The 21,343-nt window shown below is 56.6% G+C and carries 29 protein-coding genes and 2 pseudogenes; 15 read left to right on the top strand and 16 right to left on the bottom strand.

The genetic code is table 11. From position 1 onward, the window contains the following. From LDZ28_RS31910 to LDZ28_RS31895, 4 genes are all read right to left on the bottom strand, one after another. Entirely contained in the window at nucleotides 1-750 is a 750-nt protein-coding gene (locus LDZ28_RS31910) for a replication initiation protein (protein WP_244832360.1), read from the bottom strand. A 324-nt stretch (nucleotides 751-1,074) separates the two neighbouring features. Next, nucleotides 1,075-1,389, bottom strand: coding sequence for a hypothetical protein (locus LDZ28_RS31905; RefSeq protein ID WP_244832359.1), 315 nt, complete (start codon nucleotides 1,387-1,389; stop codon nucleotides 1,075-1,077). Continuing rightward, nucleotides 1,382-2,026: an AAA family ATPase gene (locus tag LDZ28_RS31900; protein WP_244832358.1), complete on the bottom strand. Its 645-nt coding sequence runs from the start codon at nucleotides 2,024-2,026 to the stop codon at nucleotides 1,382-1,384. The genes LDZ28_RS31905 and LDZ28_RS31900 overlap by 8 nt, the downstream gene beginning before the upstream one ends. A gap of 97 nt (nucleotides 2,027-2,123) precedes the next feature. After that, nucleotides 2,124-2,285 (bottom strand): hypothetical protein, encoded by a 162-nt coding sequence (locus LDZ28_RS31895; protein WP_244832357.1) that lies wholly within the window; start codon nucleotides 2,283-2,285, stop codon nucleotides 2,124-2,126. A 342-nt stretch (nucleotides 2,286-2,627) separates the two neighbouring features. Here LDZ28_RS31895 and LDZ28_RS31890 point away from each other — a divergent pair, with 342 nt between their 5' ends. After that, nucleotides 2,628-3,800 (top strand): acyltransferase, encoded by a 1,173-nt coding sequence (locus LDZ28_RS31890; protein ID WP_244832356.1) that lies wholly within the window; start codon nucleotides 2,628-2,630, stop codon nucleotides 3,798-3,800. A gap of 59 nt (nucleotides 3,801-3,859) precedes the next feature. On the opposite strand, the gene LDZ28_RS31885 is transcribed toward LDZ28_RS31890, so the two are convergent. The 11 genes from LDZ28_RS31885 to LDZ28_RS31835 form a co-directional block, all read right to left on the bottom strand. After that, nucleotides 3,860-4,057, bottom strand: coding sequence for a hypothetical protein (locus tag LDZ28_RS31885; protein WP_244832355.1), 198 nt, complete (start codon nucleotides 4,055-4,057; stop codon nucleotides 3,860-3,862). A 26-nt stretch (nucleotides 4,058-4,083) separates the two neighbouring features. Further along, nucleotides 4,084-4,893, bottom strand: coding sequence for a hypothetical protein (locus LDZ28_RS31880; RefSeq protein ID WP_244832354.1), 810 nt, complete (start codon nucleotides 4,891-4,893; stop codon nucleotides 4,084-4,086). 27 nt (nucleotides 4,894-4,920) lie between these two features. Continuing rightward, complete coding sequence (locus LDZ28_RS31875; protein ID WP_244832353.1) at nucleotides 4,921-5,298, bottom strand: hypothetical protein; 378 nt, start codon at nucleotides 5,296-5,298, stop codon at nucleotides 4,921-4,923. Nucleotides 5,299-5,319: 21 nt separating this feature from the next. Next, entirely contained in the window at nucleotides 5,320-5,673 is a 354-nt protein-coding gene (locus tag LDZ28_RS31870; RefSeq protein ID WP_244832352.1) for a hypothetical protein, read from the bottom strand. Beyond that, the gene (locus LDZ28_RS31865) at nucleotides 5,670-5,882 is read right to left on the bottom strand and encodes a hypothetical protein (RefSeq protein WP_244832351.1); all 213 of its coding nucleotides are present in this window, start codon (nucleotides 5,880-5,882) and stop codon (nucleotides 5,670-5,672) included. The genes LDZ28_RS31870 and LDZ28_RS31865 overlap by 4 nt, the downstream gene beginning before the upstream one ends. Further along, on the bottom strand, nucleotides 5,879-6,226 hold the full coding sequence (locus LDZ28_RS31860; RefSeq protein ID WP_244832350.1) for a DUF4326 domain-containing protein: 348 nt from the start codon (nucleotides 6,224-6,226) through the stop codon (nucleotides 5,879-5,881). The genes LDZ28_RS31865 and LDZ28_RS31860 overlap by 4 nt, the downstream gene beginning before the upstream one ends. Further along, nucleotides 6,216-6,932: a hypothetical protein gene (locus LDZ28_RS31855; protein ID WP_244832349.1), complete on the bottom strand. Its 717-nt coding sequence runs from the start codon at nucleotides 6,930-6,932 to the stop codon at nucleotides 6,216-6,218. The genes LDZ28_RS31860 and LDZ28_RS31855 overlap by 11 nt, the downstream gene beginning before the upstream one ends. Before the next feature lie 304 nt (nucleotides 6,933-7,236). Beyond that, complete coding sequence (locus LDZ28_RS31850) at nucleotides 7,237-7,656, bottom strand: hypothetical protein (protein ID WP_244832348.1); 420 nt, start codon at nucleotides 7,654-7,656, stop codon at nucleotides 7,237-7,239. A gap of 90 nt (nucleotides 7,657-7,746) precedes the next feature. Then, the gene (locus LDZ28_RS31845; RefSeq protein ID WP_244832347.1) at nucleotides 7,747-7,917 is read right to left on the bottom strand and encodes a hypothetical protein; all 171 of its coding nucleotides are present in this window, start codon (nucleotides 7,915-7,917) and stop codon (nucleotides 7,747-7,749) included. Between the two features lie 261 nt (nucleotides 7,918-8,178). Further along, nucleotides 8,179-8,367, bottom strand: coding sequence for a hypothetical protein (locus LDZ28_RS31840; RefSeq protein ID WP_244832346.1), 189 nt, complete (start codon nucleotides 8,365-8,367; stop codon nucleotides 8,179-8,181). Nucleotides 8,368-8,520: 153 nt separating this feature from the next. After that, nucleotides 8,521-8,874: a hypothetical protein gene (locus LDZ28_RS31835; RefSeq protein ID WP_244832345.1), complete on the bottom strand. Its 354-nt coding sequence runs from the start codon at nucleotides 8,872-8,874 to the stop codon at nucleotides 8,521-8,523. A 302-nt stretch (nucleotides 8,875-9,176) separates the two neighbouring features. Between LDZ28_RS31835 and LDZ28_RS31830 the strand changes: the two genes are divergently transcribed. Then, nucleotides 9,177-9,470, top strand: coding sequence for a hypothetical protein (locus LDZ28_RS31830; RefSeq protein WP_244832344.1), 294 nt, complete (start codon nucleotides 9,177-9,179; stop codon nucleotides 9,468-9,470). Nucleotides 9,471-9,979: 509 nt separating this feature from the next. Here the strand turns inward: LDZ28_RS31830 and LDZ28_RS31825 are convergent. Beyond that, a complete protein-coding gene (locus LDZ28_RS31825) occupies nucleotides 9,980-10,759 on the bottom strand; it encodes a hypothetical protein (protein WP_244832343.1) in 780 nt (259 codons plus the stop codon). A 151-nt stretch (nucleotides 10,760-10,910) separates the two neighbouring features. Between LDZ28_RS31825 and LDZ28_RS31820 the strand changes: the two genes are divergently transcribed. The 13 genes and pseudogenes from LDZ28_RS31820 (at nucleotide 10,911) to LDZ28_RS31765 (ending at nucleotide 21,342) form a co-directional block, all read left to right on the top strand. Beyond that, on the top strand, nucleotides 10,911-11,060 hold the full coding sequence (locus LDZ28_RS31820; protein WP_244832342.1) for a hypothetical protein: 150 nt from the start codon (nucleotides 10,911-10,913) through the stop codon (nucleotides 11,058-11,060). Between the two features lie 239 nt (nucleotides 11,061-11,299). Beyond that, nucleotides 11,300-11,521, top strand: a pseudogene (locus LDZ28_RS32975) (Gp49 family protein); the annotation flags it as partial. Nucleotides 11,522-11,689: 168 nt separating this feature from the next. Continuing rightward, a pseudogene (locus LDZ28_RS32970) lies at nucleotides 11,690-11,857 on the top strand (DUF2829 domain-containing protein); the annotation flags it as partial. Between the two features lie 268 nt (nucleotides 11,858-12,125). Further along, nucleotides 12,126-12,824 (top strand): hypothetical protein, encoded by a 699-nt coding sequence (locus tag LDZ28_RS31810; protein WP_244832340.1) that lies wholly within the window; start codon nucleotides 12,126-12,128, stop codon nucleotides 12,822-12,824. After that, nucleotides 12,821-14,419: a hypothetical protein gene (locus LDZ28_RS31805; protein WP_244832338.1), complete on the top strand. Its 1,599-nt coding sequence runs from the start codon at nucleotides 12,821-12,823 to the stop codon at nucleotides 14,417-14,419. Before LDZ28_RS31810 ends, LDZ28_RS31805 begins: the two co-directional genes overlap by 4 nt. Before the next feature lie 8 nt (nucleotides 14,420-14,427). Then, complete coding sequence (locus LDZ28_RS31800; protein WP_244832336.1) at nucleotides 14,428-15,135, top strand: DUF6682 family protein; 708 nt, start codon at nucleotides 14,428-14,430, stop codon at nucleotides 15,133-15,135. A 5-nt stretch (nucleotides 15,136-15,140) separates the two neighbouring features. Then, nucleotides 15,141-16,697 carry a glycoside hydrolase family 55 protein gene (locus LDZ28_RS31795; RefSeq protein ID WP_244832334.1) on the top strand — a complete coding sequence of 519 codons (1,557 nt, stop codon included), beginning with the start codon at nucleotides 15,141-15,143 and terminating at the stop codon, nucleotides 16,695-16,697. Then, nucleotides 16,697-17,017 (top strand): hypothetical protein, encoded by a 321-nt coding sequence (locus tag LDZ28_RS31790; protein WP_244832332.1) that lies wholly within the window; start codon nucleotides 16,697-16,699, stop codon nucleotides 17,015-17,017. The genes LDZ28_RS31795 and LDZ28_RS31790 overlap by 1 nt, the downstream gene beginning before the upstream one ends. Then, nucleotides 17,017-18,636, top strand: a complete 1,620-nt coding sequence (locus LDZ28_RS31785; protein ID WP_244832330.1) for a hypothetical protein — start codon at nucleotides 17,017-17,019, stop codon at nucleotides 18,634-18,636. The genes LDZ28_RS31790 and LDZ28_RS31785 overlap by 1 nt, the downstream gene beginning before the upstream one ends. Continuing rightward, a complete protein-coding gene (locus tag LDZ28_RS31780; protein ID WP_244832329.1) occupies nucleotides 18,636-19,121 on the top strand; it encodes a hypothetical protein in 486 nt (161 codons plus the stop codon). Before LDZ28_RS31785 ends, LDZ28_RS31780 begins: the two co-directional genes overlap by 1 nt. Next, the gene (locus LDZ28_RS31775) at nucleotides 19,118-19,318 is read left to right on the top strand and encodes a hypothetical protein (RefSeq protein ID WP_244832327.1); all 201 of its coding nucleotides are present in this window, start codon (nucleotides 19,118-19,120) and stop codon (nucleotides 19,316-19,318) included. Before LDZ28_RS31780 ends, LDZ28_RS31775 begins: the two co-directional genes overlap by 4 nt. Further along, the gene (locus LDZ28_RS31770) at nucleotides 19,315-19,944 is read left to right on the top strand and encodes a hypothetical protein (protein ID WP_244832326.1); all 630 of its coding nucleotides are present in this window, start codon (nucleotides 19,315-19,317) and stop codon (nucleotides 19,942-19,944) included. Before LDZ28_RS31775 ends, LDZ28_RS31770 begins: the two co-directional genes overlap by 4 nt. Continuing rightward, nucleotides 19,945-21,342, top strand: coding sequence for an SGNH/GDSL hydrolase family protein (locus LDZ28_RS31765; RefSeq protein ID WP_244832324.1), 1,398 nt, complete (start codon nucleotides 19,945-19,947; stop codon nucleotides 21,340-21,342). It abuts the gene before it with no gap. Nucleotide 21,343: the final 1 nt, after the last annotated feature.

The raw sequence follows: 21,343 nt of genomic DNA, 5'->3' as shown, positions 1-21,343 counted from the left end.
TTAAAAATTCAGTTCAGTCTGTGGATCAGCTTCCCATGAGAACGCCAGTTCAACCACCTTCCGGCCTTTCTTGCGCTCCTCGATTGTGACAACAAGTCCGTTCTTCTCATGTATCTCGGCAACGGCCGGCTCCAATACACGCGTGCGCAACTCCTTGTAATTCTTCCTCTGGCTCTCGGCTACGTTCAGCTTGTCGCGCAGCTCATCCACGTTGATCGTGAACTTGCCGGCGCGGCGCCACATGGCCAGCATGTCAAACAGGTCCCACGTGTACTTGTTCGTGAACTGCGCGCCGTGTCTGAGCCGATAAGTGGTGAACTCCTTACGTAGGTTAAAGAGCACCGTGCACATCATGTCCGTCCACATCAGGGTGACGCTGGCTTCACCGTCGTTGTACTGGATTTCCTGCACCCACCGCACCTTGCGACCTTTCTTGCCCGTCTTCTCGATGACCTGGATTTCCTTCTTCCAAAGCGTCGCCTGGTTTTCCTTCATCTGGCTGTAGGCGGTCTCTTTCTTGACCCCATACAGCTCGGCATATTGGTCGGCAGTGACAGTGTAGGTCTTCTTCTCCGGCTCGTCGGCACGAGGCACTGGGGCGTCGGATTTGACCTGCGCAATGCACGCGGCGATCAACCGCTTCTCGCCCAACGTCAGATTATGGATGGCACGAGTCAGTGCATTAGCGAACGTCACCCACTTGTCGCCGAGGGTTGCAGTGACCTGCGGAGGAAGAACAATGTCAGCCATTCTATTGGGGCAACCGGTCGGGTTATTGGGGCATGGTTTACGCTATCACTGAGGATGCCCCAATGCAAACGGTAACGCTGGCCGACTTATGCACAAATGTGGATAACAACCCGACTATTTGCCCCAATAACCGGGGCAGTTGCCCTAATAGCCTGCCTATTTGCCCCAATGACCCGATCAACTGCCCCAATGCAACCCGATCATTTGCCCCAATAGACCGGGTTTACTGTTTACGAATCAATCAGTTGCACGACCGAAAGTTAACCCTGTAAACAAGGTTTAAATCTTTATTAAATCTGCGAAAGGCTGAGAGATATTGTTCAACTAAAAACCGTCACGTTCTAGCTTAGCCAGTTCTCGATCACAGGCCGCTTCAAGTGCAGCCGCCACAAAGTGCTTGTGATAGCGGAACACGCCCATGCCCTTCAAATGATTCATCTTCATGAGCACACGCTGCGGGATGTCGTAGTTCACGCCGACCTCTTCGTTGCGATCGTCCCAAGGTTTCTTCCTTCCTTGGCTCCGAGGTTCCTTGCTTTGTTCCTTGGTTTCTTGTAGCGAAGGATCGTTGGTCGATTGGGCCGGCACAGCCTGGCCTTTGCGCACCACGGTCATCGAATTGAGCGAATGCTTAGACATGTGCCTTTTCCTTTCTCACTGCGCCTTTGAACTTGTGCACGATGAAGGTCGCCACGTTCTCGATGAGAATGGCGCCCGTGCCGCTGCTGACCTCGGTGATCGTTTTGCCAGGGATCAGCGATTCCCAATAGCCATTGAGTTTGGGGATCGTGTGCGGAATCACCGGGCCGATCTCAGCGAGCTTGTTCTTCGCCGCCTGCGCCACGCCCTTGCCATTGGTCTCATTGAGAAGGTAATAGAACTTCTTGCCTTCCTGCTCGCATAGCTCGACCGTCGGCAGCGTGGCCTTGATGTCGCCCACTGAATGCTTGCAGGGGATGATGACCAGATCAGCGAGCTTGATGGCTGCGCGGTTGATCTCAGCAACTTGCGGCGGCGTGTCGATCACCAGCCAATCGTAGCCGGCACGCTTGAGTGCAGCATGCTTTGTCTTGAGCTGGGTGTGATTCTCGACGACAGCGAAATGCGGTGTCTCGGCCTCACGGCTATTCCACCAGTCGGCATGGGTGCCTTGCGGATCGAGGTCCATGGTGACCACTGAGCCGAATCCCATCTGTTCTAGCGCCACACTCAGATGAGCTGCGTGCAGGCTTTTGCCCACTCCGCCTTTGAGGCAGGAGAAGACGATTGTATGCATGTGAACTCCATATAGGTTGGTTCACCGCGAACAATACCGTTAACCAATGAAAAAAGGAACCAAGGAGATAGTTTCCTTGGTTCCTTGGCGGACAAACCTAATGTGGATTGAATCGTTCCGTCAATTCCGCAGCCATCATGCTCCAAACCTCTTGCTGTGCTTCAGTCAGAGAATGCCACGGCTCGACGCCAACACTGAGCAATGCCCAGCTTTCACGTTCGTAAAGCTGATAAAGACTTTCTCCGGTAACTGTCTTCATACCTTCCTTGGTTCCTATATTACTTGGCCAATACGAAATACAGCGACTCCAAACATACCGCTGCGTCACCCGCATTGCAATTGTCATCAGACCAAGTCCGTTCGAACGCTTGGCCCAGTGAAACCTGGATAAGCGCTCCTAGTGCCACAATCAACCACGCCAGTCTCATAGTCATTCACCTCAAAGATACGGTGGTTAACGGCAGACTGCGCTGAACGTTTATTTAAGTGGCTATGTGGCTTACACAACTTTTGTTTGCTTACAGAATTGATATTTTTCGTTCTCGCTGGGGCTATGTATCTGCTTACTGAGAGCAATCACAACAACGCTTGCGAGACCAGAATGAACAAAAAGAAATTAAGCGGAGGCGCATTGCCTGCGCTGACGAGTATTCGCTTTGTCGCAGCGCTCACCGTTGTGTTGTCGCACTTCAGCGAGCGTGGCCTGTTCGACCTACCCAAACCAATCTTCGACCTTGTTGACGGCGGCCGCTCTGCCGTTTCAATGTTCTTCGTGCTGTCGGGCTTTATCCTCGCCTACACGTATCGTTCGCAGCTCGCCTCGACCGGTCCACGGCCGTTCTACGTCGCTCGATTCGCGCGGATTTACCCGGTGATTCTGCTGGGCTTGGCGCTGTGCGTGCCCGTGGTGGGCATTCTGCTTTACACCCACGACAGCGAGCGGATGCTCGACTTCTTCGCATTGAAGGATCGAGTGCCGCTGTCGCTCACGCTCAGTTTCATCGCGCAGCTACTGCTGCTCAATGGCTGGTTCCCGTTTGCGGCCATCAATCAGCCGTGGAATGGCCCATCGGACAGCGTATCGTGTGAAGCCTTCTTCTACGCCGTGTTCCCGTGGCTGCTGCGCAAGCTCGGTGGCGTCAGTATCGTGCGCGCTGTGCTCATCTGTGCGGCGATCTGGCTCACGCAAGGTGTCGTCGCTGATCTGATCATGACGCACGTGCCCATCTCACGCAGCGCCTTTATCGTGATCATGCTGCCCCTGCTGCGCATACCCGAATTCATTCTGGGCATTGGTGCGGCCCTGGTGTTCCTGTCCGTGCGCGAGAGCGGCATGCAGCGTCAAAGCCATGCGCTGGCAATGGTCGTAACTGCCCTTGCCGGCCTCGCCGTGTTCGGCCTGTGGCAGCCGCCGATTTTCCCACCGTATTTCCCAGCCTACTACATGCAAGCGCCGTTCTTCGCGATCCTGATTCTGGGCCTCGCACTTCTGGAGCGCCCGGTGCTCGGCATTCTCAATGCACGCTGGCTCGTGCGCCTGGGTGAAGCGAGCTATTCGCTCTACCTGGTCCATCTGCCGATTCTGCTGCTTGCCATTCTCGCCGGCTTCGACCGCAGCAATGGCTGGATTGCGATTGTCTTCGCCGTGGCCTTCAGCGTCGTGGTGTTCCAGTTCTATGAAGAGCCGATGCGGCGCTACATCCGTGCTCGCCTCTCGGGCCGCAAGCGCATGTTGGAAGACTGGGTGATCCCCCGTCGCGCAGACATGCGATAAGAAAAAGCGAGGCATCGAAGGATGCCTCGCCTTGCTTCCTGCCTTCCTTGCTTCCTTGGTTAGCTGACACGAACCTTCTCGGCTTGAGGATTGTCATCCAGCACGATCTCAGCTTGGTCTGGGTTGTAGAGCGATGCCTCAGTACGTGACCAGTGGCCTTGCTCAAGGTCCGTTTCCGGATCGTTACTCTTGAAGAAACGGCCTTTCTCATCACGAATGACGAAACGGGCAGAGAACGGGATGATGTGTTCAGCCATGGTTCCTTGGTTCCTGTATTGCTTGGTTAACAGGTCAACTCTTTGTCCGCGAACTCGATCACGGCCTTATTCCAAGGTGTGCCTTGGTAATTAACATGATGACCCTGGCAGTACGTGCGACCACGCTTGCAGTAGCGGTGGGTGAAGCGGAACTCGTTTCCCTCTTTGACGAGTACGTCGATGACTTGGTGCGCGGTCTTGTCGTACTTCTGGAAGGCTCGCTTGCGCTTGTCGAACTCTTCACGGGTTTCTCCCTCCTTCGGCTTGTCCAGTCTTTTCCACTGGTTCTTGATGAGCTTGGCCGTGTTGAAGTTCAACGTGAATTTGACCTTGTTCATCCGGTTTAAATGGTCGAGGCAGACATCATCCTCGTGATGGTTGTCTTTCAGAATGACGCTGGAGTCCGTGTCGAGATACGCGCCCTGGGCATTGTGCTTCAGCTCCCTTGGTTCGACGATCATCGGCAACGGATACTGGAACTGGTCGATCTCCGCCTGCGCGGTCTCGCTCAGCTCGAACTTGACGATGAATTGGCGCCATTTCGGCGACCAGTCCACCAGGTCAATCTGCGCGCACTTGAGCAGCAGATCGGCCACCTCCTGCGCCTTGTTGCAATGGTGCCGCATGCAGCCCACCAGGGTGGGCAGATCAGCACGCTTGTGCAGGGCCATTTGTACGAGCAGATCGACCGCAAACTTCTCAGGCACGCCGTGCTTCTTCGCATGGTCGATGAAGATCGGATCCACGGAGAACTCATGGCGCATGCGGCTCATCAACTGATTCTTGCTGAAGAGCCTTTCCAGTTCAAGCTGGTGTTCCTTTTTTGCTTGGTTCATGGTTTCCTTGGTTCCTTGGCAAATAGGTTAGAACGTGCCCCAGTAGGTGTGGTGGTCCCCCAGGTATTGCCGCCACTTCTCGTCGAAGAAGCAGTTTTCCGGCACGCCGAAGAAGAGCGGCGCCACATCCACATCTTTCAGTCCGGCCAAGCCACAGCCAATCCGAGTCACCTGAAACGTGAGATTCGGTCGCCCGGTTGCGTAGGCGATAAAGCCCTGGACGTATTTCTCGATGGTATCCAGCGACAGTGTGTGCTGGATGGTGCGGTCCTTGGTGGGAATGGCGAACGAGTTCGACACATGCCCGTAGCCGCAACCCATCATGGCGCCGTGGACAATGCGTGCAGTCTGGGCTGCGCCGGCACCGTGGACGCCTGCTTCATTGCTGCCGAATACGAAGATCATCTTGTTTCCTTGGTTCCTTGCTTACCAGCGTGTGAGCTGTGTGTTGTTGTCGCCGGCTTCCGGATCCATGCGAATGGCGAGGCTCTTTGAGTGGGCTGCCTTGGAGCGCTCGATACTCGTCATCTGGTAGACCTGTATCTCGGCGTGAGAAATGATCTGATAGATGTAGTCCGCCGTTTCGCAGCGGCCGCTCTTCAGATCGATGCTCACCAAAGTCTTGGTGTTGAAGAAGGTGGTGGGTTCGTAGCAGAACTTGCCGTGCTCATCGACCACCATCTTGGCCTGCAACAGAAAGCCTTCCTGCTCCGGATCTCCGGAGAGATCCTGGGCCGTTCGAAGCATGGCGTAGGTGATGACGACGAATGGCTTGTTCATATCCGTGCCACCATGCCGAAGATGCAAAGCAGGGCCACCGTGAGCAGCGTGGTGATCAGCAGAACCTTGCTTCCTTGCTTCCTTCCTTTCTTCCTTGGTTCCTCTGGAACATAGGGAATGGCGAGTCCATCGAGGTCGTACTGAGCCTTGAACTCGGCCCAAGTGCGCTTCTCATGCGGGAAGAACACCTCCCAGTTTTGCTGGTTCATTGCGAGTGCTCCTGATGTTGGCTGATCGCTGCCTCGATGACCTTCTTGATGATGTCGCCGTGGCATGGTTTGGGGTGACAGAAACAGACCAAACGAACCGGCTGGCCAGTGTTGTCCATGGCCAACGCGCCGATACGCTCCAGTGCGTTGCACACCAGCTCGTCGTCCTCGGCGATCTTCCAGTTCAGCCACTTTTCGAAGTTGGCGATCACTGACTCACGGGTCTGACGGCCTTCGAGCGTGAAGATGTTGCCGAGAGCAGAAGGGCGCCCGATGTACACATCACGTGGTTGTGGGCCGGTTTCGATGTGGTGGCGATTGACCACCTGGATTTCATTTGACATGGTCTTTCACCCATTGAATGCGCTTCGGGTTGAGGTGGGCCTCACCACGGTCCACTTCCCGGTTGTAGTCCTGGGTAGTGGGATGAAACGGATGTAGGAAGTCGAGCCGCTCCCATGAGAACTGCATGCGCATCTCATCGGAGAGCTGGCGATACTCGATCTGGGCATTGCGATTGGCCCACTGACGCAGCGCACCGCACAGCCCGTGGTAGCGACTGAAGCCCATGTCTTCATTGGCGCCCAGCGTCAGCCACCAGAGGTAGGCCTGGTAAAACGCGGTGAGCAGCTCGCTCTGAGGTTTCGGTTCAAACTTGCCGAGGAACAGCTCCTCGAATTCCTTTTGATTCATCTTTCCTCCTGGTTCAGGGCATTGAGCGAAGGCGAGGGCAGGGCAAAGCCCACCCACGCCACAGGCGCGGAGCGCCGCAGAATAGCTCGGATCAGTCATCCGGTAGACGCTTTCGAGGTGCTTGGGCAGGACCTTGTAGAGCGTGTTGAGCGTCTCGATCTCGCCTTTGCCGATGTCTATCCGGATGATCCGAGAGCTGGTCATGTCTCCCTCACGGGTGAAAGCACGGTTCGTCGGGTGCACCACGCACTGCGCCTTGAAGACGAACGAACCCTTGTGCTGACTCAACGGGAACTCGTCTTCTATCGGGATAAGTTTGGGTGCGAGGATGAACGCAACCTTCTTTCCTTGGTTCATAGAATCCTTCTTTCCTTGGTTACCAACGCCCACAATCGCGCGAGAACGAGGTTTTCGCGGCAGCGAAAAGCTCGTGCGAGCCGGTCCAGATAGCTTTTAGGGACTATCTATCCCATTTAGGGGAGAAATCCGACTTTGCTCTTTAGGTGAGTCGGATCGGAGTTGAACTCTTGTCCATCTATTATTAGATATAAGTTTGAGGAAGGACAGCATTGTATCGTTTACAAATGGCGTGTCCAGCACCGTGTCCATCCCTGGTCTGAGCCACCTGGCCACCCATGAAGAGTGGCCAGGATGTCCCGACTTACGCGGCGAATGCCAGCTTGCGCACGAACTTGTTCTTGCCTTCGTCCACTGACACAGCCGTTTCCTCACGGACACGGCGGATTTCCAGCGTCAGCGGTGCATCCGGATCGACGACCCACGTCTCGCCCGGCTGCAAGCGGGAGTGCGCTTCCTTCAGAAGCTGCTCCCACACGTCGTTGCGTGCTGCGTTCAACTGCGCGAATTCCTCGTTCGAGGAGTTCGTCTTGAGCGCCTTCATCGTGTCCAAGGGCAGGCCCATGGGCAGTGCGACGAAGATGTCCTGACCTTCCGGACCCGCACCGCGTGCGAGGTAGCCGATGTTGATCCAGAACTCAGCCTTTTCTTCGGGCTGGTTCTTGCCGTTCGACGGACGGACGTTGCTCTTCGAGCCAAAGCGCATTTCGAAATCGGTTGCCATGGTGATGCTTCTCCTTGAGAGAGTGGTTGAAAATCGGGATGCCCTATGCACCCCGACCCAACAGGCGCGGAGCGCCCGGTTGAACTGCGATTAGGCGGTCAGTACCTTGCGAGCGAATGCTCGGCCGGCGTTGACTGCCTTGGCGCCGTGGTCAGCGGCCGCTATTTCCGAATGGAAGTAGCCAGCCGATTTCCACGTCAATGCACCACCTGCAACTGCGACCAGCAACAGCAACTGCACGCCGAAGGTTTTCTTGGGCATGGGATCACCTGAGAGAGTGAGATTTAGAGTGATCGGTTGATCACCCATCACACGCGGAGCGTGTCAGTGCATGTAGCGGGAAGGCGAGGGCGCATAAAGCAGCCAAAGCTGCATGTCCATGTCGGCTTGGAGCACGTACAGCCGAGCTGCCTGCTCATCCAGATCGCGGTAATACGCGTCAACGTGAGCGTCATGTAGGGCGATGAATACCATTGCTATCCCACAGGTGTGGCTTAGGCTCTTGCGAGCCTAAGACCTTGATTAGTAACGGGTAGCGATGCTCAGGTTGTAGCGTTCGTTACCGAGCGCCCAAGCCATGACACCAGCGTTAAAGCCCATGAGCACGAGCGCAGCATCGGTCCAGCCAGTGCAGCCAATGACGCCCAGCGTCATGAGCAGACCAACGACGATGCACAGCACAGCGATGATGGTGAGTACGAGACGGAGCATGATTGACCTCAAAGATATGTCTAATGACGGATGTAAAAAAGCCCGCTGAGTAGCGGGCAAGTTGAACTAGCTGCATGTCCAAGTAGAAGGAACTTGGAGATACAGCCAACTGATGCAGGCCAACCACCGAAGTGGTTGACCTCTAGACTACGTTTAGGCGACAGCCTTGAGCTTCTGCTGGGTTTGAGCGAAGGTGACATCACCTTCATCACCCAGTTCATCGAAGGCCAGTGCAAACAGATCACTATGATCTTGCGACTGAGCCATGAACTTCTTGATTTCCACACGACTTGTCGTGAGTTCACGTGCCTTTTCCTGACGGACAGTAGCAGCGAACACCTTCTTGTCGTAGTTAGAACGCACAGCTTGATTGTCCGCAGCGTCATTGACGCTACGATTGAGCATGCCAACGCCAGCGTTGACTGCACCCAGTGCACCAGTGATAGCGTCAGCCGAGCTGACAACTGCACCGAACACTGCACCGACCGTTACACGAAGGTTAGCCATGACACATCTCCAGTAGAGTAGAAGGACGACATTGTCCTCACATGCGCGGAGCGCATGATGTGTTGGTGTTAACAAGGGTGGGTAGCATTGCTGCCACCTTAATTAGTACCGGGGGGGAGTGTTAGGTGTCGGGGGCTGGCGCCCCCTATACCCTGCAATGACACCTAGCTATGAGGATTTCTGGAACCCTCTGTCTAAAAAATAGGCAGCCGCGGCTATCGGGAAGTCCAAAAAATTGGCCAGAAATTTCCCTATATGGGCGGGTTTATTGCTGTAGAGCCTGAACAAACAGGGAGAGAACCATGACAGAAGCCGACTTTGTGGCCAATCTAGCCATGCTTTTACGAGACCAACCACGGTTCACCACGGCTGATCTGAGCGATTTCGCCGTCGCTTACTGGGATCAAGGCCAGGTGAAATTTGTCTTTCTGGACGACGAGGGGAGGTGCCTGGACGAGGGATTCAGCCTTAACGACTTCATGTGGGAAGAATGGGCGGAACAGTTTTCCTCCTGGCTCAAGCATCCGGTGTTTTCCCGACGGGAAGAGCTTGAGCGCTGGAAGCTCGACGCACCCCCGGTTGAATCGGGAATCTGAACGAAAAAACCACTAGGTCTGATAAGTTGGCATCCCGCTCGCTGCCCCGAGGGCAGCTCGCGTGCAGGCGAGTTCGACCCTGAGCCAGAAGAGCAACTAACAATCTGCCCGCGTACCGACCATGGTAAGAAACGGATCCGTTTCATTGCAGCAAGTAGCCGACAGACTGGCCCAGTTGAACGTGGCGTGTTCACGATGCGACCGGAAGGGCAGATACTCGACGGCCAGGCTCGTCCAGCAATATGGGCCCGAGTTCGCCATGACCGATCTGAAAAATGAGCTGACTAACTGTCCGATGCGCGATGCCAACGGATATCAGCGCTGTGATGTGTTCTTTCCTGGACTGGGTGAGGCGTTTAGCGCCGTGTAGCTATCCCGGAAAAAGAAAGGCCCGCACACCCGGCGAGGAGTGGCGAGCCTTCAACTGCCTGTTCGGCAGGGGATATGAAGTGGGTGTACGGTAGCTGAAAAGGCGAAAGACAACAATCATTCGGCTCGGCGGGCGTGTGCTACACCGCATTACTTGCTTCTAGCTTTGTCCCGACGACGACTACGTAAGCGTGAGATGTGTACTCGGAAAAAAGCTGGACCCGCACAACGACATACTCATCGTGTTCATAGAACCGTAAATCATGTGGACGATCCGGCGTTTCTATTGGCGGTTTCCAATCTCCCCCGACATACGTATTAGGCCTCGTCTCGGTGTTGAGACATAAGGGCTGGACTAGAGGCGTAAACGAATCACGGCCAAGTTGCTTTATCGCAAAGCTATAAGCAATTTTGCCCAGCATTGAAAGAAACGCCCGAGGGCGCAGCTCAAAGTGAGTAAAAGCCAACCCCGCATCACCGAGCTTCATAACTCGTTCTTGGTAATCGGTATGTAGCGCACGCACGCCGAATCCTACTTGCGTCTCGGTAGTGGGGGCCGCACCATTGATAAGACCGGGCACCGGTAGATGAAGCTCCAGGAATGCAGCGGGTGCTTCGTTTATAGGTACTTCGGTGACTGTTTCGACGCCGTTCTCTTCGATGGTGATGGTGAAATCCGACGAAGATCCACGTCGCTTTTTGTGTTTCTTTGAATACAAGCCAGTTGTGTTCCGAAATACCACGAACATCTTTCTAAGACAATGAAGTTCGATGGCGCTCGTTACATCTCGGCACACCTCACAGCTTGCATTTGGAAGAACAATCGTTCCCTTCAAGCCGTCAGCAATGACATGCTCTCTGGAAAGCTTGTCCTTCCACGAACCACAATAAATACATTGGGATTGGGGCTTATCTGCCATACCGTAACTCCACGCTTGCCATCTTTGAAGTATATGGGAATACGGGGAATACGGACGACCAAAGACAAAGGACAGCAACCTGTGCTGTCCTTTATCTCCTGACTGTTAACCGATTCAGGCTTCGTGTCGTCTCACCGACTGGCAACAGCGCATGACCAACGCTGAAGAGGAGTTCGTCGGCGACGATTGCGGTGGTTATTGGTCCCCACTCCCGCTCGGGTATCAGAACAAAGCTAACCAGCAGTTCCGGCGTATTGCCGCAGGAAAGAAGGGTAGAACCCACGGCATGGAAGAACGTTAACATTCAAGGGTAAGAAATACAACGTCTTACGACCGATATTTAACGAAATGTGTCAGAGCATTAGACATTATTACCATAATGACAAGCCAACTTCCCCCTCTGCGGGAGCAGACATAGGGATCCCCCTCCCATTCCATAAGGAATAGAGTCGGAAAAATTAGACATATCTTTGAATAGACTTTAGACTTTGTTTAGTCCATGAGCGGACTATACCGTAAACGAACCAAGGAACCAAGGAAATGGAATCGGGGATCACGGAAGAGATGATGGCCAAGGCGGCCAAGGCACCTCGGATCAGCAAGGCTGATGTCGAGCGCGCCATCCGGGAGAGCAAGGTGACCTTCACTGTTCTGCCGAATGGCCGCACGACGATCTGCCAGATCGAATTGTTCGGCGGCCGCTTCTCGGTCGAGGGCGACTCGGCCTGCGTCTCGAAGGAAAACTTCAGCAAGCTCTACGGCGAGAACCATGCGTTCGCGCAGGCCGAGGACAAAGTGTGGGGCGTGCTGGGCACCGTGCTCGCCTGGCGCCTGGCCAAGATCGACTCGGTCGGCGCGGCCGAGGGGAAGATCACCGAGTACGACGGGCTGCGAACCTACGTCGGCACCAAGGTCGTCCACGGCGTGCCGATGACGCGAGGCGACTACAACGCACTGCGCGGCTGGGATCTGCCGGCAGGGGAGAGCGGCGATGACGCCGGATATCTCGTCGAGTACACCGACGGCGGCGGGCCGAACGTGACCGGGTTTCCCGGCTACATCTCCTGGTCGCCGAAAGACGTGTTCGAGCGCAGCTACTCGGTGGGGCTGGAGCCACGTCCTTCCACCTGGCTCGAACGGCTCAACGCCGAGGTGCAATTCGAGGAGAACAAGCTCCTCAAGCTCACCGCGTTCGTGGCCACCGAAAAGTTCAGCCAGTTGCCTAGCGCTGACCAGCGCGACCTGATCGCCCAGAAGAACTGCATGGAAGAGTACGTGTGGCTCCTGAAGAAGCGCATCCGCCGCGCCGCTTAAACCCAGAAACCAAGGAACCAAGGGGAGGAAACTCCCCTTCTTTATAGACGCTATGAACCAACCCCTCACCAAAGACTTGGTCGAGCGGGCGATGCCCGCCTCGCTAAAGAGTGCCGTCACGCAGCAAGTCGTCGATCTGATCAACAACATTGCCGTAGATCCGCTGGTGGCCGAGCACATCCGCGAGAACTTCATCTCGTTCAGCTCCGTGCTGAAGGAAGGCAAGTTCAAGCTGGAGGACTACACCCACGCCGTGAGCTATGTGAGCTACCGGATGATGGGCGACTCCATCAAGGACGCCTACTTCAAGACGTTCCCCGCGCGCATGCAGGCGCTGCTCGCCAAAGGCGCCGACGAAAAAACGATCTCGGCCTACAGCTCGGCCTACAACAAGGGCAAGTTGGTCAACCTGATCATGGAACAGAGCATGGTTCCGGCTTGGGTTCTGCACCAACAGGCTTTCAATGAAGCGGTGATGACCCAGGTCACGCTCATGAGAAGTGCGCAGAGCGAGAAGGTTCGTTCGGATGCAGCCAACTCAATCCTCACTCACTTGGCTAAACCCAAGGAAGTGAAGGGTGTTCTCCCGCTTGATACCAAAGAAACTTCGGGAATGACCGAACTCAAGGACATGTTGGGCAAGGTTGCCGCGCAACAACGTGAACTCATTGCACAAGGAGCGACGGCGAAGGACATCGCAGCACAGAAACTCATCGACATTGAAGACGTGGAGGCCAAAGACATTCCATGAAGAAGACCCTGATCAAACAAGAGCTAGATGCTTGGCTCGATCAGGTCAACTACTCCGAACTAAACAGTCACAGCTACACACCCAGTGAGTTCGCGCTGACTTTTATGAACTTCATCAAGCTCGTCAATGGCGGGCAGGGTGAATCTCATAGAACTCCGCCCGTCCACTTGAAGATGCTGGACAAGGTAGTTGAATCCTGGTCGGACTACATCGCAAACCTTTGCTTTCGCGGAGCGGCGAAAACCACGCTGTTCTTCGAATACTTCGTGCTGTTTCTCGCCGTCTTCGGATATCTCGAAGGGTTCGGCAAAGTCGAGTCGATGATCTACGTATCGGACTCGATGGACAACGGCGTGAAGTCTGCCCGCAAAAACATCGAGTTCCGCTACAACAACTCGGAGTTCTTGCAGCACTGGATCCCGAAAGCCACCTTCACCGACAACTACCTGGAGTTCGAGGGCAGGGGCGGCAACCGCCTGGGTGTGAAGATGTTCGGCGCCAAGACCGGCATCCGGGGGACGAAGATCTTCGGCAAGCGGCCGAAGCTGTGCGTGCTCGATGACCTCGTCTCGGATGACGACTCGAAGTCCAAGGCCGCGATGATCGCGATCAAGGACACGGTCTACAAGGGCGTGAACCACGCGCTCGATCCGACGCAACGCAAGGTGATCTTCAACGGCACGCCCTTCAACAAGGACGACATTCTGATCGAGGCGGTCGAGTCGGGCCAGTGGGATGTGAACGTGTGGCCGGTGTGCGAGAAATTCCCCTGCACCGAGGAAGAGTTCGTCGGCGCCTGGCCTGATCGCTTCACCTTCAAGTACGTGAAGGAGCAATACGATCTTGCCGTAGGCACCGGGCACGTCGCCGCGTTCATGCAAGAGCTGATGCTGCGCATCTCCTCGGACGAAGAGCGGCTCGTGATGGACAACGAGATTCGCTGGTACTCGCGGCAGCTTCTGTTGCAGAACAAACACACTTTCAACTTCTACATCACGACCGACTTCGCCACGTCTGAAAAACAGACGGCCGACTTCTCCGTGATCAGTGTGTGGGCCTACAATAGCAACGGCGACTGGTTCTGGGTTGATGGCATGATGGAACGCCAGAAGATGGATAAAACCGTCGATCAACTCTTCAAATTTGTCCAGCAGTACAAACCACAGCAGGTAGGCATCGAGATCACGGGACAGCAGGGTGGCTTCATCTCCTGGCTCGAAAAGGAACAGGTTCGCAGGCAAATCTGGTTCTCTTTCGCAAGCAGTGAGAAGAGCGGCAACCCTGGCATACGCCCAATCACCGACAAGCTCTCCCGCTTCAATCTGGTTGTTCCTTGGTTCAAGGCTGGGAAGATGTTCTTCCCGGAAGAGATGAAGCACTCCGTCATCATGGGACGGGCGATGGGCCAGATCAAACTGGTGACCATGTCGGGTATCAAGGGTAAGGACGACTTCGTCGATACCGTCAGTCAACTGGCGTTCCTTAAACCTTGGCTGCCTTCCGATTCCGCGCCGGCCACCCCTGACGAAGTGAGCATCTACGAGGACGAGGAACTCCACTCGGAACCCAGTGGGCTGTCTTCGTACATCGTGTGAGGTGCCAATTGAATATCAACCAACTGTTTCAAGACTTGTCCTTCGGCGAGTTGTCCACTCTCTCCCTGGCTCAGGATGGGAATGGCTACATCACCGATGCCGGCAAGGAGCGTTTGATCCGCTTCGCCAATGACGGGATGCTGAAGCTCTACGGGCGCTTTGTCCTGAAAGAGAGCGAGCTGCTGATCGAACAGGTGGAGTGGATCACCAACTATCACCTGATCCTGAAGTTCGCCGAAAGCCAGATGGCCACGGGCGATCAGGACTATTACTACATCAAGGATCTGCCGGCCGAACCCTTCAAGGATGACGTGATCCGCATCCTGAAGGTGTACGACGTGAGCGGGTGCGAGCTGAAGCTCAACGACGACGCGAACCCGTTCTCGCTTTTCACGCCGCAAGCGAACGTGTTGCAGGTGCCCAATCCGGTGGGCGGGGCGCCGCTTGCCGTTACCTATCAGGCCAAGCCTGCACCACTCGTGCTCAACGAGGCACTGGACCAGGAGATTGAGCTGCCCGATGTGCTGCACGCAGCGCTTCGGAACTGGATCGCCTACCGGTGCTTTGGCCAGGTCAAAACGCAGGAATCCATGGCGGCGGCCGCTGATCATCTCGCCCAGTTCGAGGGGGCGTGCGCCGAAGTCATCACTTACGACCTGGTGGGCAACACCACCAGCCAGACCAACAACCGATTCGCACTCAACGGGTGGGCGTAATGGGAATGCGCAATTCACTGAGCCAGAGGGAAGCAGAGGTCAATTCGCTGATCGACCGCACCCTCGGCGAAAACTACGGGAACATTCTGGAGGTCCAGCAGGCGCTGCCGACGATCCGGAAGTTGCTCGATCTGCTGCTGTCGGGCGCGTACCCGACCAATCCAACCACACCGGTGACCGACACGTCGTTCACGGTGATGGGCACGAACGTCAAATACTTCGGCGTCAAGGGCGATGGCACGGCCATCGACACCGTGGCACTGAAGGCGGCGTTCGTCTCGGCGGTCACCAACAAGCACGGGCTGTACTTTCCGGACGGCACCTACCTGATTGACGACGAGATCCCCATCGGTTCGGCCGATGTCGAAGCGCTCACGGGTCTCACGGTCACCGGTCAGTCGCAGCTCAACACGATCATCAAGCAGACGAAGGCGAACACGCGGTGCTTCAAGTTCATCGGCAAGTACATCCATACGATCCGCTGGACTCGGATGAACTTCACTTACGCGGACATGCAAAAGGGGAACACTGACGCAGCCGTTTTCTACGCTGACGGCGGAGACTCCTTCTACATGTCCACGTTCGAGGAGATCACCGGCTCGAACTTCTACTTCTTCTTCGACTGCCCGGAAATGCTGTGGTGGGGCAACTGCTATCGGGACTTCTGGCTGGGCGACTTCGCCGGTGGCGTGAATCGGGTGACGGGCACGGCGGGTGAGCCGAACTGCCGCTTCGAGCGCATGTACATTACCTGCGAATCCGCGGTCGAATGCCTGTTCGAACACCAGGCGATGGCGGCTCAGTACGACTCCATCGAGGTCAATGCCGCATTCAGCGGTGCCACGATGATCAAGGACACGAGCGGCGGCACGCACGTGATCGGTCACTTCGCTCTGGAAGGCGCGCATTACACCACTGGCAAGACGCTCTTCGAGATGCAGAACTCGGTGCTCATGGCCGACTTCATCTACACGGAGTCGATCTCGTGCCCGGCCGGTGTGGATCTCTACGTGTTCCACTCGGAAGGCCCGAAGAGCAACATCTACGTGCGCCTGTTCTCAATCACCGGCATCGGCAACCAGGTGCATGGTGGGCTGGACGGGACGATCAATGCGTCGCTTGCCATCGGCCCGCACCCAATCCGCTTCAAGCAGGTGAACATGCCGTTCGCCGGCAACGTGCGGCTGACCGACATTCTGGCCAGCCCGTCGGCCGACATCACCATCGTCGAAGACTGGGCCGACACGAGCCGTGTTGCGCTCAATGACGACGCCGACGTGACGCTTGCCTACGACTCGGAATACAACCAGGTGTGGGCGGCATCCACCGGACGCACGGCCAAGCTCCCGCAGAGTGGTCCGCAGGACACGACCAATCTGTTCCGTGGCCGGGGCTTTCGCATCGTCAAGTCTGCAATCGTGGGGGCACTGTCTGTCACGACTTCGGACGGCCAGTTGCTCGCTACCTTGCCGGGTGGAGCACGGGGCGTGGCCGAGTTCATCTGGTCTCGTGCGGGTGGAGATGGCTTCTCCTGGCTCCTTGTTGACCAGCGGAGCTTCTGATGATCCGGATCAAGCAAGGTGCGGACTTCGACTTCGTGGGCCAGCTCACGAACGACAAGGTGCCGTATCCGCTTGCAGGTGTGACTCTCTCGGCGGACTGCCGCTCGGCAGTCTATTTCGAGTTCGAGCAGCACATGGAAATCACGATTGTGGACCTCGCCACCGCACTGGTGAGGATCCGCGCCGTGGGGGCGGATACGAAGAAATGGCACGACGGATTGCATCTGATCGACGTGCGAGCAGTCAAGCCTGACGGCAAGGTGCTCGTGTCGAACACGGTGCCGTTCGAAGTGTTGCAGACCGTGACACAGGGGGCGTGATGCCAGACGATCCTTTGCAACTACGCCTGGACGCGGCACCGATCCTGGCCGATATGGTCACGGAGAATCTGATTCTCCGGCTGTATCAGCCGGGCGGCGTGCCGCAGCCGGACGATCCATGGTTTCACGATGCACCGGGTGACGATGGTCTGACGCAAGCGCAGAAAGACCTGATCACCAAGGGGCTGACCGATGCCGCCATTGCGGCGGCCAAGGCCACGTGGGACCATTCGGTGCAGGACATCATCAACGATGTCCTCGCCCAAGCTCGCTCACTTCTGAACTCCATCGTGGAGGCGACCATCACCAAGCAGATGGTTACCCTTCAGACGGATCAGGAATCGCTTGCCATCGAGGTGGACACCTGGGGCGCACGCATTGGAGCCAATGCTGCCGCGATCCAGGAGGAGAAGCTCACCTACGCCAACGACAAGCTCGCACTTGCCGAGACGATCGATCAGGTTGTGGCCGGCAATGCGCAGGCAATCACGGCGATCAATGACACCAAGCTCGCCTATGTCGAGGGCGACACAGCCATTGGCAAGCGCATTGACGCCATGGTGTCGGAGGTGGGCCAGAATCAGGCGAGTATCGTCGATCTGTCTGAGACCATGGCCGACAACGAGCAAGCCACGGTCAACCGCGAAACGGCACTCGAAGCCCGCCTCGGGGCGAGTGCCGACGCCAAGATCGACACGATCTCGAAGGCCAATGCGACGAATTACGCCGCCATGGTGGCGCAGGTCCAGAGCTTCACGGTCACGTTGAACGGCAACTCTGCGTCCATTGCGAATGAAATCACCGCACGAGTGGCGGGTGACAGCGCCAACGCAACCGCCACGCAGCAACTGTCGGTGCGGGTGGGGAACACGGAAGCCGGCATTAACACGATCAACACCGCGCTCTACACACCGGGCGGTGCTATTGCCAGCCAGATCACCAACCTCTCCGTGCAGGTTGGCAACGCCAACTACAACGCCAGTCAAGCGATCTCGATCTCTTCGCAGTATGGCGGCCGCTGGGCGGTAAATCTGGACAACAACGGCTACATCGTCGGGCTGATTCTCAACAATGGCGCAGCCGGAAGTGGATTCTGGGTGAGCGCTGACTCGTTTGTCGTGGCCAAGCCCGGCTATGCCGCACGGCAAGGCTTTGTCGTGCAGTACGTCGATGGGGTGCCGCAGCTCTCGATCCAGCAAGCATTGATCGGCGATGCGAACGTGAACACGCTCAAACTCGCGGGCAATGCGGTGACGATCCCGCAATACCGGGAGGGAAGCAGCTCGCAAGTCTCTTGGAACGGAAATGGTCCGTATCAAGCATGGGTTGAACAGATCTATTACCCGCAAGCAACCAGCATTGTGGCGCTTATCTCGTGGGCATCGATTGCCATCGACTCATCCACCAACTCTGAAGTGTTGCTCTATGTGGATGGAGGTCTGGTACTGGACACCGCAGTGTCGGTCCTGAAGGACTACAGCCAGAGTGCAACGGCATCCAAGCAGTTTTGGATCTCGGCGGGTTGGCACACATTCGATCTTCGCTTCGGCGACAACTGGCGTGAGGGCCGCAACCAGTTGCAACGCTGGGCAATTACTTTGCTGGGGTGCATGCGCTAATGGCTACGACACCAAACTATGGCGTGAAGATCATCAGTAAGGCGGTACAGCCGGCGATTCCGCGCACGACCGTGACACCGATCACGGTCTCGAAGCTGAACACGCCGCCGCATCTGATGCCCATCAACATCGCCTTCGCACGCTTTGATGATGACGGCCGCATTGAATTTGTCGGCCACACGTCGCCCGAAGGTTGGGAGCGCATGCTCGGCTACACCGCCGAGTATGTCGTGCAGGGTGATGCGGATGTCGATCTGGACTGGGTCGATGGACATGTCATCAAGCGTCGTCCCGAAAATCCGACAATTCTTGATGGAATGACGTTGAGAAATCTGCCGATTCCGTGTCAAATAACGGTTGATGGCACGACTCACGACTCTCAGGACGAAACGGCAGACCTGTCCTTCAGTCAACCAGGCACCTACACAGTAGTGGTGTCTGCGTTTCCGATGCTCGATGCTTCCTTCCAGGTGACCCAAGAATGAAGATCCACACCATTGTGGATCCGCTCCCGTTGCGCGAAAAAGCGTACATGGACTCTGGGGATCAACTCGACGCCATCTTCAAAGGATTCCTCTCTTTGCAAGAAAAAGGCTTCGAGTTGCCTGCTGAGACGGTCGAGTGGATCGAACACTGCAAGGCGGTCAAATGCCGTCACCCTAAAGACAAGGATACGAAATGAATCCGTCCGTGATGGTCGATCAACGGTTCGGCACGAGCTACCAGGTGATCAAGGAGGTGCATGCGGCGCTCGCGCAAATCCTCTTTCTCGCCGACAACATGGACCAGCTCGCGCCTCGTGAGATCGAGCTGCAACAGTCCACCGACAAGGCCAATCTGCAATGGCGTCGTGAAGGCGACATCGTCTGGAAGAACCTGGTGTCGCTCGTTGCTATCGGCGAAGCATTGGACACGTCCGGTGTGCAGTTTGGCATTGCAGACGTGGCCGACAACAAGAACTACGTTCGGAGCCAGGGGGTGTGGAAGCCCTTGCCGACGCTGTTCTCCGGCAAGTACGCGGACCTGTCTGGACTTCCCGATCTGTTCTCGGGCGAGTATGACGCGCTCCAAGGTAAGCCGACCGTCCTGCCGGACGCACCCAATGACGGCAAGCAATACGCCCGAAAAGACGGTGCCTGGGTGGAGGTCGTTTCCTCCTCTGGCTCAGGCGGTGACGTAGGGTTCACGCCGCTCAAGATCGACAGCAACACCACCTTTTTCGTGCCGCAGGGCACTCAGGCTTTCCTCCGGATGACCGTCACGGTGGAAGGCACTCTCAAACTCGACGGTTACCTTATCGAGGTCTAAATGCCACTCGTACTCAAAAACCAAGCAGCAGGCGATGTCGCCAATCCGGATGCGGGCTACAGCACGCTGTTTCCGGACCAAGACGGTAACTTCAGCAAGAAGGATTCGGCAGGTGCGGTCACCAAGCTCGGCGCAGGTGGTGCGGCCAGCTCGTCGGCGTACCCGATTCCCAACCTGGAAAAGATCCGTCGCATCATCCCCTTCGGCGACTCGATCACCGCGAACAACTCGACCTACAGCAACGGCGCCTATCAGGCATCGAACGGCTGGGCGGAAAACGCCCTGCGTAAGGCTTCGCGCTTCACGTTCATGAAGAACGCGGGTATCGGCGGCAACACGGTTGCGAACATGCGCGCCCGTCTTGCCGCAGACATCCTCGCTGCGAAGCCCGACGCAATCACGCTGCTCGGCGGCACGAACTCCATCGTGACCGGCACCACGTTCCAAGGCATGGCCGCTGTGCTCAACGACTACGAGTACATCGTTCAGCAATGCCTGTTCAATGGCATTGTGCCGATCCTGCTCACGCCCCCGGCGAAGAGCAAGCAAGGCCTGGACAACCAGGACAACACGGGCTGGTACGAGATGCGCGACTTCATCCCGTTCCTGTACGACCTGGCGAACTTCTACTCGCTGCCGCTCATCGACCTGCACAAGTTCACTGCCGATTCGGCAACGGGTGGCTATCGTGCGGGCCTGTCGGACGACGGCGTTCACCCGAGCGCAGTTGGTCACCGTCGCATCGCCGAGTATGCAGCCTACTTCCTGCACAACCCGCATGAAGCTGTGGGCAACATCTACCTGTCGGGCGTGTCGGAATTCGGCGAGTCGGGCCGCCTGCACAACATCATCCAGAACGGCTGCTTCGACTTCAAGATCACGGACGACGCGGACAATCCCACGCCGTACCTCGCAGCTTGGGGTCCGCAAGCCGTGGGCACCAACACGGATGTGCTTGTGCCGTTCGGTGGCAACTCGGCCGACGCGCAGGTCTCGGGCAAGCAGTTCAAGTTCACGACTCCGACGGGCGGCAAATACTTCCCGAACGGTCTGGACAGCCAGGCGTACTCGGCCGGTGACGTGCTCGAATTCTCGGGCCGTGTGACGGCACCGGCTGTGGCCGATGCGGACATCAACTCGGGCGATGTCGGCCTGAACGTGTTCCTTGCCATCAGCAAGACCGATGGCACGCCGGACGCACAGGCGAAGATCATCAACGATGACAAGAACTCGCAAGACACCTTGTTCTCGATTGAAGTCGTCGTGCCGCCGAACCCGCAGGAAATCGACGCTGCAATCTACGTTGTCGGCGCCGGCGACTACTCGTTCAGCAACTTCACGGTCACCAACAAGACGGTGCGTCAGTCTTACTGGAAGCCGGGCACGTTGCAGGCGTAAG

It is taken from the genome of Caballeronia sp. TF1N1, assembly GCF_022878925.1.
In the GTDB taxonomy this organism is placed as follows: Bacteria; Pseudomonadota; Gammaproteobacteria; order Burkholderiales; family Burkholderiaceae; genus Caballeronia.
The sequence above is the reverse complement of the archived record's forward strand: the minus strand, read 5'-3'. Positions and strand labels throughout refer to the sequence as shown.